15 protein-coding genes are annotated in these 18,281 nt (G+C 53.5%); 13 read left to right on the top strand and 2 right to left on the bottom strand.

The features are described 5' to 3' along the window. The first annotated feature begins 43 nt into the window (after positions 1 to 43). Complete coding sequence (locus tag P2W74_RS07355; protein ID WP_276294505.1) at positions 44 to 1,876, top strand: SLC13 family permease; 1,833 nt, start codon at positions 44 to 46, stop codon at positions 1,874 to 1,876. A 100-nt stretch (positions 1,877 to 1,976) separates the two neighbouring features. Here P2W74_RS07355 and yfbR read toward each other — a convergent pair whose 3' ends face one another. Beyond that, on the bottom strand, positions 1,977 to 2,576 hold the full coding sequence (gene yfbR / locus P2W74_RS07360; RefSeq protein WP_276294506.1) for a 5'-deoxynucleotidase: 600 nt from the start codon (positions 2,574 to 2,576) through the stop codon (positions 1,977 to 1,979). Positions 2,577 to 2,668: 92 nt separating this feature from the next. Continuing rightward, positions 2,669 to 3,886 (bottom strand): alanine transaminase AlaA, encoded by a 1,218-nt coding sequence (gene alaA / locus P2W74_RS07365; protein WP_162383085.1) that lies wholly within the window; start codon positions 3,884 to 3,886, stop codon positions 2,669 to 2,671. A gap of 920 nt (positions 3,887 to 4,806) precedes the next feature. Here alaA and lrhA point away from each other — a divergent pair. The 12 genes from lrhA to nuoL all read left to right on the top strand — a co-directional run bounded on the left by lrhA (position 4,807) and on the right by nuoL (position 18,256). After that, positions 4,807 to 5,745, top strand: coding sequence for a transcriptional regulator LrhA (gene lrhA / locus P2W74_RS07370; protein WP_203360569.1), 939 nt, complete (start codon positions 4,807 to 4,809; stop codon positions 5,743 to 5,745). A gap of 626 nt (positions 5,746 to 6,371) precedes the next feature. Next, on the top strand, positions 6,372 to 6,815 hold the full coding sequence (gene nuoA, locus P2W74_RS07375; RefSeq protein ID WP_003028077.1) for an NADH-quinone oxidoreductase subunit NuoA: 444 nt from the start codon (positions 6,372 to 6,374) through the stop codon (positions 6,813 to 6,815). A gap of 15 nt (positions 6,816 to 6,830) precedes the next feature. After that, positions 6,831 to 7,493 carry an NADH-quinone oxidoreductase subunit NuoB gene (gene nuoB / locus P2W74_RS07380; protein WP_003028075.1) on the top strand — a complete coding sequence of 221 codons (663 nt, stop codon included), beginning with the start codon at positions 6,831 to 6,833 and terminating at the stop codon, positions 7,491 to 7,493. Between the two features lie 81 nt (positions 7,494 to 7,574). Further along, on the top strand, positions 7,575 to 9,377 hold the full coding sequence (gene nuoC, locus P2W74_RS07385) for an NADH-quinone oxidoreductase subunit C/D (RefSeq protein ID WP_276294507.1): 1,803 nt from the start codon (positions 7,575 to 7,577) through the stop codon (positions 9,375 to 9,377). Between the two features lie 2 nt (positions 9,378 to 9,379). After that, positions 9,380 to 9,880: an NADH-quinone oxidoreductase subunit NuoE gene (nuoE, locus tag P2W74_RS07390; protein ID WP_276294508.1), complete on the top strand. Its 501-nt coding sequence runs from the start codon at positions 9,380 to 9,382 to the stop codon at positions 9,878 to 9,880. Beyond that, positions 9,877 to 11,214, top strand: coding sequence for an NADH-quinone oxidoreductase subunit NuoF (gene nuoF / locus P2W74_RS07395; RefSeq protein ID WP_276294509.1), 1,338 nt, complete (start codon positions 9,877 to 9,879; stop codon positions 11,212 to 11,214). Before nuoE ends, nuoF begins: the two co-directional genes overlap by 4 nt. 81 nt (positions 11,215 to 11,295) lie before the next feature. Next, positions 11,296 to 14,022, top strand: a complete 2,727-nt coding sequence (gene nuoG / locus P2W74_RS07400) for an NADH-quinone oxidoreductase subunit NuoG (protein ID WP_276294510.1) — start codon at positions 11,296 to 11,298, stop codon at positions 14,020 to 14,022. Further along, positions 14,019 to 14,996 (top strand): NADH-quinone oxidoreductase subunit NuoH, encoded by a 978-nt coding sequence (gene nuoH, locus P2W74_RS07405; protein WP_276294511.1) that lies wholly within the window; start codon positions 14,019 to 14,021, stop codon positions 14,994 to 14,996. Before nuoG ends, nuoH begins: the two co-directional genes overlap by 4 nt. 14 nt (positions 14,997 to 15,010) lie before the next feature. Continuing rightward, complete coding sequence (nuoI, locus tag P2W74_RS07410; protein ID WP_005129470.1) at positions 15,011 to 15,553, top strand: NADH-quinone oxidoreductase subunit NuoI; 543 nt, start codon at positions 15,011 to 15,013, stop codon at positions 15,551 to 15,553. Positions 15,554 to 15,564: 11 nt separating this feature from the next. Further along, entirely contained in the window at positions 15,565 to 16,119 is a 555-nt protein-coding gene (nuoJ, locus tag P2W74_RS07415) for an NADH-quinone oxidoreductase subunit J (RefSeq protein ID WP_276294512.1), read from the top strand. Beyond that, entirely contained in the window at positions 16,116 to 16,418 is a 303-nt protein-coding gene (gene nuoK, locus P2W74_RS07420) for an NADH-quinone oxidoreductase subunit NuoK (RefSeq protein ID WP_000612644.1), read from the top strand. Before nuoJ ends, nuoK begins: the two co-directional genes overlap by 4 nt. Further along, positions 16,415 to 18,256 carry an NADH-quinone oxidoreductase subunit L gene (nuoL, locus tag P2W74_RS07425; RefSeq protein ID WP_276294513.1) on the top strand — a complete coding sequence of 614 codons (1,842 nt, stop codon included), beginning with the start codon at positions 16,415 to 16,417 and terminating at the stop codon, positions 18,254 to 18,256. Before nuoK ends, nuoL begins: the two co-directional genes overlap by 4 nt. Positions 18,257 to 18,281 lie beyond the last annotated feature (25 nt).

The raw sequence follows: 18,281 nt of genomic DNA on the forward strand, positions 1-18,281 counted from the left end.
ATGGCAGAATCAATCTATCCCCCTCATTACACAAGGATATGTTGTGAACGGTGAATTGATATGGGTCCTCTCCTTACTGGCGATCGCCGTTATCCTGTTTGCGACGGGCAAAGTGCGTATGGACGCGGTTGCTTTGCTGGTCATCGTGGCGTTTATTCTGAGTGGAACGCTGAGTATCACAGAGGCGTTTTCGGGTTTTAGCGATCCTAACGTTATCCTGATTGCAGCCTTATTTATCATCGGTGATGGCCTGGTGCGCACCGGCGTGGCGACCGTCATGGGGACCTGGCTGGTAAAAATGGCCGGTAGCAGTGAAATCAAAATGCTGGTGCTGCTGATGATCACCGTTGCCGGTCTGGGCGCGTTTATGAGCTCAACGGGCGTCGTTGCTATCTTCATTCCTGTGGTGTTAAGCGTGTCAATGCGTATGCAGACGTCGCCTTCGCGTCTGATGATGCCACTCAGTTTTGCCGGGCTTATCAGTGGGATGATGACGCTGGTCGCCACCCCCCCCAACCTGGTGGTCAACAGCGAATTGCTGCGCGAAGGGTTACACGGCTTTAGCTTCTTTAGCGTTACGCCGATTGGTCTGGTGGTCCTGGTGCTTGGGATCATCTATATGCTGCTGATGCGCTTCATGCTTAAAAGCGAGACGCCGGGGCAGCAGCGTGAAGGGTGGAAGCGGCGTACCTTCCGCGATTTAATCAAAGAGTATCGCCTGGCAGGACGCGCCCGTCGCCTTGCTATTCGTCCGGGCTCTCCGCTGGTGGGGCAGCGTCTGGACGACCTGAAATTGCGCGAGCGTTACGGCGCAAACGTCATTGGCGTGGAGCGCTGGCGACGTTTTCGGCGAGTGATCGTCAATGTTAATGGTGTCTCAGAATTTCGCGCCCGCGACGTGTTACTGATCGATATGTCGACGGCCGAGGTGGATCTCCGTCAGTTTTGCAGTGAGCAATTGCTGGAGCCGATGGTGCTGCGTGGGGAATATTTTTCCGATCAGGCGCTGGATGTCGGGATGGCAGAGATTTCGCTGATCCCTGAATCAGAGTTAATTGGCAAATCGGTTCGAGAAATGGCTTTTCGTACACGCCACGGCCTGAATATTGTGGGTCTGAAACGTGACGGCGTTGCGATGGAAGGCGCCGTGGTCGATGAACCGTTGCTGATGGGCGATATTATTCTGGTGGTGGGAAACTGGAAGCAGATAAGCCTGCTGGCGCAACAGGGCCGTGACTTTGTGGTGCTCAACATGCCGGAGGAGGTCAGCGAGGCTTCACCGGCGCATAGCCAGGCGCCGCATGCGATTTTCTGTCTGGTGCTGATGGTGGCGCTGATGCTGACAGATGAAATCCCTAACCCTGTCGCCGCCATTATCGCCTGTCTGTTGATGGGTAAGTTTCGCTGCATTGACGCAGAAAGCGCCTATAAATCCATTCACTGGCCGAGCATCATCCTGATTGTCGGCATGATGCCTTTTGCACTGGCGTTGCAAAAAACCGGCGGTGTCGATCTGGTGGTGAAAGGATTGATGGACGTTGGGGGCGGGTACGGTCCGTATATGATGCTGGCCTGCCTGTTTGTCATGTGTGCCAGCATCGGACTATTTATTTCTAATACCGCGACAGCTGTGCTGATGGCACCCATTGCGCTGGCGGCGGCGAAGTCTATGGGCGTTTCGCCGTATCCTTTCGCCATGGTGATCGCGATGGCGGCATCAGCGGCTTTCATGACGCCAGTATCGTCACCGGTAAATACGCTGGTGTTGGGGCCGGGGAACTACAGCTTCAGTGATTTTGTGAAGCTGGGTGTGCCGTTCACCGTCATCGTGATGGTGGTATGTGTGGTAATGATACCGATGCTGTTCCCGTTCTGATTTTATGTCGCGTTGCCGGATGGCGCTAACGCTTATCCGGCCTGGAACGGGAATGGTCTCATAGGCCGGATAAAGCGTTTACATCGTCATCCGGCAATTTTTACAGCGGAGAGTCCTGGCTAATCTCATCCAGAGATAAGTGGAAGCTTGGCACGAACACATCCATAAAATAGTCCATTTCTTCGCTGCGGCGCGATTCCAGCGTTTTTTCCAGACGCGCTTTTGCCAGCAAAAATTCATTGTTGCCAGCGGACAACTCTTCCAGACATTTCAGATAAGCGCACAGCGCATCGGCCTGTTTAACAATCGATTTTTCTTCTTCGCTGTAGGCTTGTTCATCAATCAGCGGCTCGAAAATATCACGTAGCTCTTCAGGCACCATATCGACCAGTTTCTGCTGAGCGATCTTCTCAATAGCTTTATATTCCTGCGCGATTTGCGAGTTAAAGTATTTGACCGGAGTAGGCAGATCGCCCGTCAGGACCTCAGAGACATCGTGATACATTGCCAACAGAGCAATACGTTCCGCATTGACCTGGCCTGCAAATTTACGGTTTTTAATGGCTGCCAGCGCATGAGCGACCATAGCAACCTGCAGGCTGTGTTCGGAGACGTTTTCCGTGCGTACATTACGCATCAGCGGCCAGCGGTTAATGAGTTTGAGGCGGGAGAGGTGGGCAAAAAAATGGCTCTGCTTCATAGTGACCTTTTCATCATGACAACCTGGAGGTCATTTTGCGCAGAGAACGCTGCCGGATGCAAATACCGGCAGCCAGTTTCAGACGGTGGCCTTTAAGCCTGGTGATAACCCGACAGGAAACGCTCAAATTTACTGAGTGACATCTCAATGTCGTCAATACGCGGTAGCGTCACGATGCGGAAGTGATCCGGCCATGGCCAGTTGAACGCGCTTCCCTGAACCAGCAGCACTTTTTCCTGTAACAGGAAATCGAGCACCATTTTCTGGTCGTCATGAATGTTAAAGCGTTTTGCATCAATTTTCGGGAACATATACAGCGCGCCACGCGGTTTCACGCAGGAAACACCGGGAATATCATTAATCAATTCCCATGCGCGGTTACGCTGTTCATAAAGGCGTCCGCCGGGCATGATAAATTCGCTGATGCTCTGGTATCCGCCTAATGCGGTTTGGATGGCGTGCTGCGCCGGCACGTTTGCACACAGACGCATTGACGCCAGCATTTCCAGGCCTTCGATATATCCCTTCGCATGTTTCTTCGGCCCGTTCAGAACCATCCAGCCCTGACGGAACCCAGCCACACGGTATGTTTTGGACAAGCCGTTAAAAGTGATCGTCAGCAGATCTGGCGCCAGCGCGGCGATGGAATGATGCTCGGCGTCATCGTAGAGAATTTTGTCGTAGATTTCGTCGGCAAAAATGATGAGATTATGCTGGCGAGCAATCTCAACAATTTCCATCAGCAGCTCTTTGGAATAAACGGCGCCGGTGGGGTTGTTGGGGTTGATAATGACAATACCACGGGTGCGCGGCGTAATTTTGGCGCGGATATCATCAAGGTCCGGGAACCAGTCAGAAGATTCATCACAAAGGTAATGTACCGCTTTGCCACTTGAAAGCGAAACGGCCGCTGTCCACAACGGATAGTCGGGCGCTGGCACCAGCATTTCATCCCCGCTGTTCAGCAACGCTTGCATTGCCTGAACGATAAGCTCAGATACGCCGTTACCAATATAGATATCTTCTACGGTGACGTCGCGTATTCCGCGTGCCTGGTAATGCTGCATAATCGCTTTACGGGCGGAGTAGAGACCTTTTGAGTCACAATATCCTTGCGCCGTTGGCAAATTACGGATGACATCAACCAGAATCTCATCGGGCGCTTCAAACCCAAAAGGCGCGGGATTGCCAATGTTCAGTTTCAGAACCTTATTGCCTTCTTCTTCCAGACGTTTTGCTTCTTTCAGAACAGGGCCGCGGATATCGTAACAGACGTTATCTAATTTGCTGGATTTTTCAATAGGGGACATGAATCTTGACCTTTTAGCTGTTATCGCCACTCCCTGCCGTGGAAGTCAGCACGGAACAATGTACTCCCACGACGGTGAGTTTTGAAGGGTCTGCAGTAGAAGATTTTGTCAGTGGGTGGTGCATGAATGTACTGTTAATGACTTTATGAGTGCTAATTTATTGGTTTTATATTTGTTATTGTTTGCGAAGTATAGAATATAATTCTTTTAGTTGCGGGCTGTGTTGGTGTTTTGTGTTGTTAAAAAATAATCTGTTTTCTCGTCGGATAGCGCGCTATGCAGCCCTCCGGCAGGTCAATAATTCGTAAATACTGAAAGCTTACAACGCGGGACTGTTATAAACATGTTCGGTGGGCTTGAGGGTGTGAATCTATTGTTAAGTAGAATTAATGAATACTGTGTTTATTAATTAATTATTATTTAATATTTAAAAAGCATTTACCGAAGGCATTAATAATAAAGAATACTTTGATCACCATAACATAACTTTGCATCAGATTAATCGCATTAAGACTTATAAATAATGCGGTTTTAGGTTAAGATAACCGTGAAAAATGGCGCTAAGGTTATGATATCTGCTATTAGACAGGATAAGGGTTTATAACTAACTCATTGCGCAACTTGCTTTTTTTGTGTCTGCGAGAGTACGTTAACTATTCTTACATTTACCATGCTTACACGTTTAACATTAGCAAGAAACCACGAGCATCTAATAGATAAGCCGCTTTTTCACGATATATATTTCAGCATATGCCGAAGAGGGGAGTCGTGTTGTCAGCAACGCGATATTCACTCTTACTTCGCTCAGTGACACCAGAGTGATACTGCCAGGGAGGTACATTACAAATGGATTTGTTTGTTTCCGAATGCACAGCATTAGCCCGCTCAGCTCAGTATGAGCCGCCAGTAAGTGAAAAATTATGATAAATGCAAATCGTCCGATCATTAATCTCGACCTCGATCTGCTGAGAACGTTTGTTGCTGTTGCGGATCTGAACACTTTCGCGGCTGCGGCTGCGGCAGTATGCCGTACTCAGTCTGCAGTTAGTCAGCAAATGCAACGCCTTGAGCAGCTCGTAGGAAAAGAATTGTTCGCCCGACATGGTCGTAACAAGCTTTTGACTGAACACGGTATCCAACTTCTGGGATATGCCCGAAAAATTCTGCGTTTCAATGATGAAGCCTGTTCATCATTGATGTTCAGTAATCTTCAGGGGGTATTAACAATCGGCGCTTCCGATGAATCAGCCGATACGATACTGCCTTTTTTACTCAATCGCATCAGTTCGGTTTATCCGAAACTTGCACTGGACGTCAGGGTGAAGCGTAACGCCTTCATGGTCGATATGCTGAAGTCGCAGGAAGTGGATCTGATTGTGACCACCAATCGACCTGGCGCTTTCGACTGCCTTAACCTGCGCACATCGCCGACGCACTGGTACTGTGCCGCAGAGTATGTGCTGCAAAAAGGCGAGCCGATTCCGTTAGTGTTGCTGGATGATCCCAGCCCGTTTCGTGACATCGTGCTGGCAACATTAAATGCGGCGAACATTCCGTGGCGTCTGGCGTATGTTGCTTCGACACTACCGGCAGTACGTGCGGCGGTGAAGGCTGGGTTAGGGATAACCGCGCGTCCAGTCGAGATGATGAGCCCGGATCTGCGCGTGTTGAGCGCAGTAGATGGACTGCCGCCGTTGCCTGACACGGAATACTTGTTGTGTCGCGACCCTGCCAGCCAGAACGAACTTGCGCAGATTATCTATCAGGCGATGGACAGCTATCAAAATCCCTGGCAGTACTCGCAGTTTACCCCGGAAGGGGGAGATGATTCCCTGATGGTTGAAGGTGACTTCGAGTAACGCGCCACCCAAAAGCGTGATTAAATGTAAGTGTAAAAAAGAACCGCTGATGATGAAAAATCCATCAGTGGTTCTTTTTTTGTACAAATTTCCTGAAATGGCATCCGAAACTGAAAGAAAGTCTCATTAAATCAGCGAGTAAAGATTATTTTTCAGTATTGCGCATAAAATACGCACCAGGGGCTTGAGTTTCTGCCAATGTTAAAAAACTAGAGAAATTGTTGCTGTTTTTTAGGGTGGATTAACAAAAGCGTGTCACAGATCAAGAAAATACTCCTATTTAGGGGGAGGCATCTGCACGAATTCCTGTCAAAATAGAGGCGCATTAACTCTTTAACCTCACAACGGACACGATTCAACAAAGTTAAAGCCGACTGGTAATGCGATCGGAATCAGTCATAACGGCATTAAATGTTAACCAAGTTGTCTTGATGTGAATTAATGTGAGGTAACTTTTGTTAAAGTTGACAAAAGGTTATAGAAAGGAGTAAAAAACCACATCAATTAGCTGTTTAATCATTTTCTACAGTTATTGTAGGGTTTTTTTTATTCCTCCCCATGAATCGATGTGGCGTTCATCTGCCGAAAAGAGCAGAGAATTTGGCGCTACTTTTGATGAGTAAGCAATGAGTATGTCAACATCCACTGAAATCATCGCTCATCACTGGGCATTCGCTATCTTTCTTATTGTTGCCATTGGCCTGTGCTGCCTGATGCTCGTCGGCGGTTGGTTTTTAGGCGGTCGCGCGCGCGCGAGGTCGAAAAACGTTCCGTTCGAATCAGGTATTGACTCAGTTGGCACCGCCCGCTTGCGCCTGTCTGCCAAGTTTTATCTGGTAGCCATGTTCTTCGTTATCTTCGACGTTGAAGCGCTGTATCTGTTCGCATGGTCAACTTCTATCCGCGAGAGCGGCTGGATTGGCTTTGTGGAAGCTGCAATTTTTATTTTTGTGTTACTGGCAGGTCTGGTTTATCTGGTGCGTATTGGCGCGCTGGACTGGACGCCCGCGCGTTCACGCCGCGAGCGTATGAACCCGGAAACGAACAGTATCGCTAATCGTCAACGCTAACCGCGAGGCATTAAGATGGATTATACGCTCACCCGCATAGATCCTAACGGTGAGAATGACCGTTACCCCCTGCAAAAACAGGAGATCGTAACCGACCCCCTGGAGCAAGAAGTTAACAAAAACGTGTTCATGGGCAAACTGCATGACATGGTTAACTGGGGCCGTAAGAACTCAATTTGGCCGTACAACTTCGGCCTTTCCTGCTGCTACGTAGAGATGGTGACCTCGTTCACCGCCGTGCATGACGTGGCGCGCTTTGGTGCGGAAGTACTGCGTGCTTCGCCGCGTCAGGCTGACCTGATGGTGGTTGCGGGAACCTGCTTCACCAAAATGGCGCCGGTCATTCAGCGTCTTTATGACCAGATGCTGGAGCCGAAGTGGGTTATCTCCATGGGTGCATGTGCCAACTCTGGTGGTATGTACGATATTTACTCGGTGGTTCAGGGCGTTGATAAATTTATCCCGGTGGATGTATACATCCCGGGATGCCCGCCGCGCCCGGAAGCGTACATGCAGGCGCTGATGCTGCTGCAGGATTCCATTGGCAAAGAACGTCGTCCGCTCTCCTGGGTGGTTGGCGATCAGGGCGTTTATCGCGCCAATATGCAGTCAGAGCGCGAGCGTAAACGCGGCGAACGCATTGCAGTAACGAATCTTCGTACACCAGACGAGATTTAATTTGCGCCTGTCGGCAGCCGAACTTCGCTCATCACTACATAACTAGCGCGAAGCACTGCCGACCACCACGGACCATTTGCAATGGTGAACAATATGACCGACTTAACCGCGCAAGACGCCGCATGGCAAACCCGGGATCATCTGGATGACCCGGTTATTGGCGAACTGCGCAACCGTTTTGGGCCGGATGCCTTTACCGTTCAGGCGACCCGCACCGGAGTACCCGTTGTTTGGGTTAAACGCGAACAATTGCTGGAAGTTGGCGATTTCTTAAAGAGACTGCCAAAACCTTACGTCATGCTGTTTGACTTACACGGCATGGACGAGCGTCTGCGCACACACCGTGACGGGTTACCCGCCGCGGATTTTTCCGTTTTCTATCACCTGATCTCCATTGAACGCAATCGCGACATCATGCTCAAGGTGGCGTTGTCTGAAAACGACCTGCGTGTGCCGACCTTCACCAAACTGTTCCCTAACGCCAACTGGTATGAGCGTGAAACCTGGGAAATGTTTGGTATTGATATCGAAGGTCACCCGCACCTGACGCGACTGCTGATGCCGCATACCTGGCAGGGCCATCCGCTGCGTAAAGACTACCCGGCGCGTGCTACCGAATTCGATCCGTTTGAGCTGACTAAAGCCAAGCAGGATCTGGAAATGGAAGCGCTGACCTTTAAGCCAGAAGATTGGGGAATGACGCGCGGTACCAACAACGAGGACTTCATGTTCCTCAACCTTGGTCCGAACCACCCGTCTTCCCACGGTGCATTCCGTATTGTGCTTCAGCTTGACGGCGAAGAGATCGTCGACTGCGTACCTGACATCGGTTACCACCACCGTGGCGCCGAAAAGATGGGCGAACGTCAGTCCTGGCACAGCTACATTCCGTACACTGACCGAATCGAGTACCTCGGCGGTTGCGTCAACGAAATGCCTTACGTGCTGGCCGTTGAAAAACTGGCGGGGATTACCGTGCCGGATCGCGTCAACGTGATCCGCGTGATGCTTTCCGAACTGTTCCGCATCAACAGCCACCTGCTGTATATCTCGACGTTTATTCAGGACGTCGGCGCAATGACTCCCGTGTTCTTCGCCTTTACCGACCGTCAGAAAATTTATGACGTGGTAGAAGCGATCACCGGTTTCCGTATGCACCCGGCCTGGTTCCGTATCGGCGGTGTTGCTCACGACCTGCCGCGTGGCTGGGACAAACTGCTGCGTGACTTCCTCGACTGGATGCCGAAGCGCCTCGATTCTTATGAGAAAGCTGCACTGCGTAACACCATCCTGAAAGGTCGTTCGCAGGGCGTTGCCGCTTACGGTAAGAAAGAAGCGCTGGACTGGGGTTGTACCGGTGCTGCGCTGCGTGCGACCGGGGTTGACTTCGACGTGCGTAAATCACGTCCGTACTCTGGCTACGAAAACTTCGACTTTGAAGTGCCGGTTGGCGGCGGTGTTTCCGACTGCTATACCCGCGTCATGTTGAAAGTAGAAGAGTTGCGTCAGAGTCTGCGCATCCTTGAGCAGTGCCTCAATAACATGCCGGAAGGCCCGTTCAAAGCGGATCACCCGCTGACCACGCCGCCGCCGAAAGAGCGCACGCTACAACATATCGAAACCCTGATCACTCACTTCCTGCAAGTGTCGTGGGGCCCGGTGATGCCGGCGAACGAGTCCTTCCAGATGGTGGAAGCGACCAAGGGTATCAACAGTTACTACCTGACCAGCGATGGCAGCACCATGAGCTACCGTACGCGTATCCGTACCCCGAGTTTTGCGCACCTGCAGCAGATCCCGGTGGCGGTTCGCGGCAGCCTGGTGTCCGACCTGATCGTCCATCTGGGTAGTATCGATTTTGTTATGTCAGATGTGGACCGCTAATTATGCACGAGAATCAACAACCACAAGCCGAGGCTTTTGAGCTGAGTGCGGCAGAGCGTGAAGCCATTGAGCACGAGATGCACCACTACGAAGACCCGCGTGCGGCGTCCATTGAAGCGCTGAAAATCGTTCAGAAACAGCGTGGCTGGGTGCCGGATGGCGCGATCCATGCGATCGCTGACGTGCTGGGTATTCCGGCCAGCGACGTCGAAGGCGTTGCGACGTTCTACAGCCAGATCTTCCGCCAGCCGGTTGGTCGCCATGTGATCCGCTACTGCGACAGCGTGGTGTGCCATATCAACGGCTATCAGGGGATCCAGGCCGCGCTTGAGAAAAAGCTCGACATCAAGCCGGGGCAGACGACCTTTGACGGTCGCTTTACGCTGCTGCCGACCTGCTGTCTGGGGAACTGCGACAAAGGGCCGAACATGATGATCGATGACGATACTCATGCTCACCTGACCCCGGAAGGCATTCCTGAATTACTGGAGCGGTATAAATGAAAAACATTATCCGTACTCCCGAAACGCATCCGCTGACCTGGCGTCTGCGCGATGACAGCCAGCCGGTATGGCTGGATGAATACCGCAGCAAAAACGGCTATGAAGGGGCGCGTAAAGCGCTGACCGGTCTCTCTCCGGACGAGATCGTCAACCAGGTAAAAGACGCTGGCCTGAAAGGGCGTGGCGGCGCAGGCTTTTCTACTGGCCTGAAGTGGAGCCTGATGCCAAAAGACGAATCCATGAACATCCGTTACCTGCTGTGTAACGCCGATGAAATGGAGCCGGGTACCTATAAAGACCGTCTGCTGATGGAACAGCTGCCGCACCTGCTGGTGGAAGGCATGCTGATCTCCGCGTTTGCGCTGAAAGCGTACCGGGGTTACATCTTCCTGCGCGGTGAATACATTGAAGCGGCGGTGAATCTGCGTCGCGCCATTGCCGAAGCAACCGAGGCCGGTCTGCTCGGCAAAAACATCATGGGCACCGGCTTCGACTTCGAGCTGTTTGTCCATACCGGGGCAGGGCGTTATATCTGCGGTGAAGAAACCGCGCTTATCAACTCCCTCGAAGGTCGTCGCGCTAACCCACGCTCCAAGCCGCCGTTCCCGGCAAGCTCCGGTGCGTGGGGCAAACCGACCTGCGTCAACAACGTCGAAACGTTGTGTAACGTCCCGGCGATCCTCGCTGACGGCGTGGAGTGGTATCAGAACATTTCGAAGAGCAAAGATGCTGGCACTAAGCTGATGGGCTTCTCCGGTCGCGTGAAGAATCCGGGACTGTGGGAACTGCCGTTTGGTACCACCGCGCGTGAGATCCTCGAAGATTACGCTGGCGGCATGCGCGATGGTCTGAAGTTCAAAGCCTGGCAGCCAGGCGGCGCGGGTACTGACTTCCTGACCGAAGCACACCTCGACCTGCCGATGGAATTTGAAAGCATCGGGAAAGCGGGCAGCCGTCTGGGGACCGCGCTGGCGATGGCGGTTGACCACGAGATCGGTATGGTGTCGCTGGTGCGTAACCTGGAAGAGTTCTTTGCCCGTGAATCGTGTGGCTGGTGTACGCCATGTCGCGACGGCCTGCCGTGGAGCGTAAAAATTCTGCGTGCGCTGGAGCGTGGCGAAGGCCAGCCGGGGGATATCGAGACACTTGAGCAACTGTGTCGTTTCCTCGGTCCGGGGAAAACCTTCTGTGCGCACGCGCCAGGTGCGGTTGAACCTTTGCAGAGCGCCATTAAATATTTCCGCGAAGAATTCGAAGCCGGCATCAAGCAGCCGTTCAGTAATACCCACGCGATTGGTGGTATTCAGCCGAACCTGCTGAAAGAGCGCTGGTAATTTCAGGGATAACCCTGGATCGCGATATGAATTTCGATTAACGCTCAGTCACAGACTGAGCCAACTGGAAGCATGCTGACTATGGCTACGATTCATGTAGACGGCAAAGAATATGAGGTCAATGGCTCAGACAACCTGTTACAGGCATGTCTGTCCCTCGGCCTTGATATTCCGTACTTTTGCTGGCACCCGGCGCTGGGAAGCGTCGGTGCTTGCCGCCAGTGTGCGGTGAAGCAATATCAAAACGCGGAAGACACGCGTGGTCGCCTGGTGATGTCTTGTATGACACCGGCCACCGAAGGCACCTTTATCTCTATTGACGACGAAGAAGCGAAACAGTTCCGTGAAAGCGTGGTCGAGTGGTTGATGACCAACCACCCGCACGACTGCCCGGTGTGTGAAGAGGGCGGTAACTGCCATCTTCAGGATATGACCGTGATGACCGGCCATAACTTCCGTCGCTATCGTTTCACCAAACGTACTCACCGCAATCAGGATTTGGGGCCGTTCATCTCTCACGAAATGAACCGCTGCATCGCTTGCTACCGCTGCGTGCGTTACTACAAAGATTACGCTGATGGCGGCGATCTGGGCGTTTATGGCGCACACGACAACGTCTACTTCGGTCGCCCGGAAGACGGTACGCTTGAAAGCGAATTCTCCGGCAACCTGGTCGAAATCTGTCCGACCGGCGTCTTTACCGATAAAACGCACTCCGAGCGTTATAACCGTAAATGGGACATGCAGTTTGCGCCAAGCATCTGCCAGCAGTGTTCCATCGGCTGTAACACCAGCCCGGGTGAGCGTTACGGCGAATTGCGTCGTATCGAAAACCGCTATAACGGGACCGTTAACCACTACTTCCTCTGCGACCGTGGTCGTTTTGGCTATGGTTACGTCAACCTGAAAGACCGTCCGCGTCAGCCGGTTCAGCGTCGTGGCGATGATCTGATCACGCTGAACGCCGAACAGGCGATGCAGGGTGCGGCGGATATTCTGCGTCAGTCGAAGAAAGTGATTGGTATCGGTTCTCCACGCGCCAGCGTAGAGAGCAACTTCGCGCTGCGTGAACTGGTGGGTGCGGAAAACTTCTATACCGGTATCGCTCACGGCGAACAGGAACGTCTGGAACTGGCGCTGAAAGTGCTGCAAGAAGGCGGCATCCATACCCCTGCGTTGCGTGATATCGAATCTTACGATGCCGTGCTGGTGCTGGGTGAAGACATCACGCAGACCGGGGCGCGCGTTGCGCTGGCCGTGCGTCAGGCCGTGAAGGGTAAAGCACGTGAAATGGCAGCAGCGCAGAAAGTAGCTGACTGGCAGATTGCGGCCATCCTTAACATCGGTCAACGAGCGAAGCATCCACTGTTCGTCACTAACGTCGATAACACCCGCCTGGACGATATTGCGGCGTGGACTTACCGTGCGCCGGTCGAAGATCAGGCTCGCTTAGGTTTTGCTGTCGCTCATGCGCTTGATAACAGCGCGCCGGCGGTGGACGGAATCGATCGCGATCTGCAAAACAAAATTGATGTGATCGTTCAGGCGTTGGCCGGCGCGAAAAAACCGTTGATTATCTCCGGCACCAACGCCGGTAGCGCGGAAGTGATTCAGGCGGCTGCCAACGTGGCAAAAGCACTGAAAGGCCGTGGCGCTGACGTCGGTATCACCATGATTGCCCGCTCCGTGAACAGCATGGGCCTCGGCATGATTGGCGGTGGTTCGCTTGACGACGCGTTAACCGAACTGGAAACCGGTCGTGCTGACGCCGTTGTGGTACTGGAAAACGACCTGCATCGTCATGCTTCGGCCATTCGCGTTAACGCCGCGCTGGCAAAAGCGCCGCTGGTGATGGTGGTTGATCATCAGCGTACGGCGATTATGGACAGTGCCCACCTGGTGCTCTCCGCAGCAAGCTTTGCTGAAAGCGACGGTACCGTTATCAACAACGAAGGCCGCGCACAGCGTTTCTTCCAGGTGTATGACCCGGCGTACTACGAAGCCAACACCGTGATGCTGGAAAGCTGGCGCTGGCTGCACTCGCTGCACAGTACTGTACGTAACCGTGAAGTCGACTGGACGCAGCTTGACCACGTCATCGACGCCGCGATTGCTGCGCTGCCGCAACTGGCGGGTATCAAAGATGCCGCGCCGGACGCGACGTTCCGCGTGAAGGGTCAGAAACTGGCGCGTGAGCCGCACCGTTACAGCGGTCGTACCGCGATGCGCGCCGACATTAGCGTTCACGAACCGCGTCAGCCGCAGGACAAAGACACCATGTTTGCCTTCTCGATGGAAGGGAACAACCAGCCGGACGCACCGCGTTCGCAGATTCCATTTGCCTGGGCGCCAGGCTGGAACTCCCCACAGGCATGGAACAAATTCCAGGCTGAAGTGGGCGGGAAACTGCGTCATGGCGATCCGGGCGTTCGCCTGATTGAGGCCTCTGAGGGTGGTCTGGAGTATTTCACGACCGTTCCGGCAGGTTTCCAGGCAGAAGAGGGTAAATGGCGTATCGCACCGTACTACCATCTGTTTGGTAGCGACGAGATGTCACAGCGTTCTCCGATCTTCCAGAGCCGTATGCCGCAGCCGTACATCAAACTCAACCCGGCCGATGCCGCGAAGTTGGGAGTGAATGCCGGTACGCACGTCTCCTTTAGTTATGATGGCAACACGGTCACGCTGCCGGTTGAAATCGCTGAAGGCCTGACGGCAGGGCAGGTCGGTTTGCCGATGGGTATGCCTGGCATTGCGCCGGTGCTGGCGGGCGCGCGTCTTGAGGATCTGCAGGAGGCACAACAATGAGTTGGATTACACCGGATCTGATTGAGATCCTGCTGAGCATTCTCAAAGCGGTGGTGATCCTGCTGGTGGTGGTCACCTGCGGGGCATTCATGAGCTTTGGTGAACGTCGTCTGCTGGGTCTGTTCCAGAACCGTTATGGACCAAACCGTGTTGGCTGGGGCGGTTCGCTCCAGCTTGTCGCGGACATGATCAAAATGTTCTTTAAAGAAGACTGGATCCCGAAATTCTCGGATCGCGTCATCTTTACGCTGGCACCAATGATCGCCTTTACCTCGCTGCTGCTGGCTTTTGCCATTGTGCCGGTCAGCCCAGGCTGGGTGGTTGCTGACCTGAATATCGGGATTCTGTTCTTCCTGATGATGGCGGGCCTGGCGGTCTACGCGGTGCTGTTTGCCGGTTGGTCGAGCAACAACAAATACTCGCTGCTGGGTGCGATGCGTGCCTCTGCGCAGACCCTGAGCTATGAAGTGTTCCTGGGACTTTCCCTGATGGGCGTGGTGGCGCAAGCCGGTTCATTTAACATGACCGACATCGTCAATAACCAGGCTGATATCTGGAACGTTATCCCGCAGTTCTTTGGTTTTATCACCTTTGCCATCGCGGGCGTGGCGGTGTGTCACCGTCATCCATTTGACCAACCGGAAGCCGAGCAGGAACTGGCTGATGGTTACCACATTGAATATTCCGGTATGAAGTTCGGTCTGTTCTTCGTGGGGGAGTACATCGGTATCGTCACCATTTCTGCGCTGATGGTTACCCTGTTCTTCGGTGGCTGGCATGGCCCGTTCTTACCGCCATTCATCTGGTTTGCGCTGAAAACCGCGTTCTTCATGATGATGTTCATTTTGATTCGCGCGTCATTACCTCGTCCTCGTTATGACCAGGTGATGTCCTTCGGCTGGAAGATCTGCCTGCCGCTGACGCTTGTCAACTTGCTGGTAACGGCGGCTGTCATTCTCTGGCAGGCGCAATAAGGGGCGAAAAGACCATGACCTTAAAAGAATTGTTAGTAGGCTTCGGCACCCAGGTACGCAGTATCTGGATGATCGGCCTGCATGCGTTCGCCAAGCGCGAAACGCAGATGTACCCGGAAGAACCGGTCTATCTACCACCCCGTTTCCGTGGCCGTATCGTACTGACGCGCGACCCGGACGGCGAAGAGCGCTGTGTTGCCTGTAACCTGTGTGCGGTAGCTTGCCCGGTAGGCTGTATCTCTCTGCAAAAAGCAGAGACCAAAGATGGTCGTTGGTATCCGGAGTTTTTCCGCATCAACTTCTCACGCTGCATTTTTTGTGGACTGTGTGAAGAAGCCTGTCCGACAACGGCAATTCAGCTCACGCCAGATTTCGAACTGGGTGAGTACAAGCGCCAGGATCTGGTTTACGAGAAAGAGGATCTGCTGATCTCCGGTCCGGGTAAATACCCGGAATATAACTTCTACCGGATGGCAGGTATGGCAATCGACGGCAAAGATAAGGGCGAAGCAGAGAACGAAGCCAAGCCTATCGACGTCAAGAGCCTGTTACCGTAAGGAGAGGGGCAATGGAGTTCGCTTTTTATATTTGTGGGCTGGTAGCCATTCTCGCAACCTTGCGAGTGATCACCCACACCAATCCGGTGCATGCGTTGCTGTATCTGATTATTTCGCTGCTGGCGATTTCTGGGGTGTTCTTCTCGCTGGGGGCTCACTTCGCGGGTGCGCTGGAAATTATCGTCTACGCAGGCGCCATCATGGTGCTGTTCGTGTTCGTGGTGATGATGCTCAACCTGGGCGGTTCGGAAATCGAACAGGAACGTCAATGGCTGAAACCCCAGGTATGGATTGGTCCGGCGATTCTGTCGGCCATCATGCTGGTGGTCATTGTGTACGCCATTCTGGGTGTTAATGACCAGGGTATTGACGGTACGCCGATTAGCGCGAAAGCCGTCGGCATCTCTCTGTTCGGACCTTACGTACTGGCGGTTGAACTGGCTTCCATGCTGCTGCTGGCGGGTCTGGTTGTGGCCTTCCACGTCGGTCGCGAAGAGCGTCCAGGCGAAGTGCTGAGCAACCGCACTGAAGACCGTGCGAAAAGAAAAACGGAGGAGCACGCATGATCCCCTTACAACATGGACTGATCCTCGCTGCGATTTTATTCGTTCTGGGCTTAACCGGTCTGGTTATCCGCCGCAATCTGCTGTTTATGCTGATCGGTCTGGAAATCATGATTAACGCTTCCGCGCTGGCCTTTGTGGTCGCCGGTAGCTACTGGGGCCAGACCGATGGTCAGGTGATGTACATTCTCGCCATCAGCCTTGCGGCTGCGGAAGCGAGTATCGGACTTGCGCTGTTACTGCAACTGCATCGCCGTCGCCAGAACCTGAACATCGATTCAGTAAGTGAGATGCGTGGATGAACATGCTTGCCTTAACCATTATTCTGCCATTGATTGGCTTTGTATTACTGGCGTTCTCTCGCGGGCGCTGGTCGGAAAACCTCTCCGCTACCGTGGGCGTGGGTTCCATTGGTCTGGCTGCGCTGGCCACAGTGTTTGTCGGCATGGACTTTTTTGCTAACGGTCAGCAAGCGTTTAGCGTCCCGCTGTGGACCTGGATGTCGGTTGGCAACTTCAACATTGGTTTTAACCTGGTACTGGATGGTCTTTCCCTGACCATGCTGTCAGTGGTCACCGGTGTGGGCTTCCTGATCCACATGTTTGCGTCCTGGTATATGCGCGGTGAAGAGGGCTACTCTCGCTTCTTCGCGTACACCAACCTGTTTATCGCCAGCATGGTTGTACTGGTGCTGGCCGATAACCTGATGTTGATGTACCTCGGCTGGGAAGGCGTGGGCCTGTGCTCCTATCTGCTGATCGGTTTCTACTACACCGATCCGAAGAATGGCGCAGCGGCGATGAAAGCGTTTGTCGTGACCCGTGTGGGTGACGTCTTCCTCGCGATTGCGCTGTTCATTCTGTACAACGAACTGGGCACCCTGAATTTCCGCGAAATGGTGGAACTGGCGCCGGCGCACTTCGCAGCAGGCAACAACATGCTGACCTGGGCGACGCTGATGCTGCTGGGTGGTGCGGTCGGTAAATCTGCGCAGTTGCCGTTGCAAACATGGCTGGCAGACGCGATGGCAGGCCCGACGCCTGTCTCCGCGCTGATCCACGCCGCGACAATGGTAACAGCCGGTGTCTACCTGATTGCCCGTACTCACGGTCTGTTCCTGATGACCCCGGACATTCTGCATCTGGTGGGTATCGTCGGTGCGGTAACGCTGGTGCTGGCCGGTTTCGCCGCGCTGGTGCAGACCGACATCAAACGTGTACTCGCTTACTCCACCATGAGCCAGATTGGCTACATGTTCCTGGCGCTGGGCGTTCAGGCGTGGGATGCGGCGATTTTCCACCTGATGACGCACGCCTTCTTTAAAGCGCTGCTGTTCCTGGCGTCCGGTTCGGTGATTCTGGCCTGCCATCACGAACAGAACATCTTCAAGATGGGTGGCCTGCGTAAATCCATTCCGCTGGTTTATCTCTGCTTCCTGGTGGGCGGCGCGGCGCTGTCGGCTCTGCCGCTGATCACCGCGGGCTTCTTCAGTAAGGATGAGATTCTGGCTGGCGCGATGGCCAACGGTCATATCAATCTGATGGTTGCAGGTCTGGTCGGTGCGTTCATGACCTCCTTGTATACCTTCCGTATGATTTTCATCGTATTCCACGGAAAAGAACAAATTCACGCTCATGCAGGGAAGGGGATTACCCATCACTTGCCGCTGATTGTGCTGATGATCCTGTCCACCTTCGTTGGCGCGCTGATTGTGCCGCCGCTGCACGGTGTACTCCCGGCAACAACCGAGCTTGAGCACGGCCGAGTGATGACCCTGGAAATTACCTCTGGCGTCGTGGCGATTGTGGGCATTCTGATGGCGGCCTGGCTGTGGCTGGGTAAACGCACTCTGGTGACCTCGATTGCCAACAGCGGCCCGGGCCGTCTGCTGGGCACCTGGTGGTATAACGCCTGGGGCTTCGACTGGTTGTACGACAAAGTGTTCGTGAAGCCGTTCATGGGTATCACCTGGCTGCTGAAAAGCGACCCACTGAACTCGATGATGAACATTCCGGCGATCCTTTCCCGCTTTGCAGGTAAAGGCCTGCTGTTCAGCGAGAACGGTTATCTGCGCTGGTATGTGGCGTCCATGAGCATTGGTGCGGTCGTGGTGCTGGCACTGTTGATGGTACTGCGTTGAGTTTGAGGATTGCGGTTGTTTTGCC

This window comes from Citrobacter enshiensis (assembly GCF_029338175.1).
Lineage (GTDB): Bacteria > Pseudomonadota > Gammaproteobacteria > Enterobacterales > Enterobacteriaceae > Citrobacter_D > Citrobacter_D enshiensis.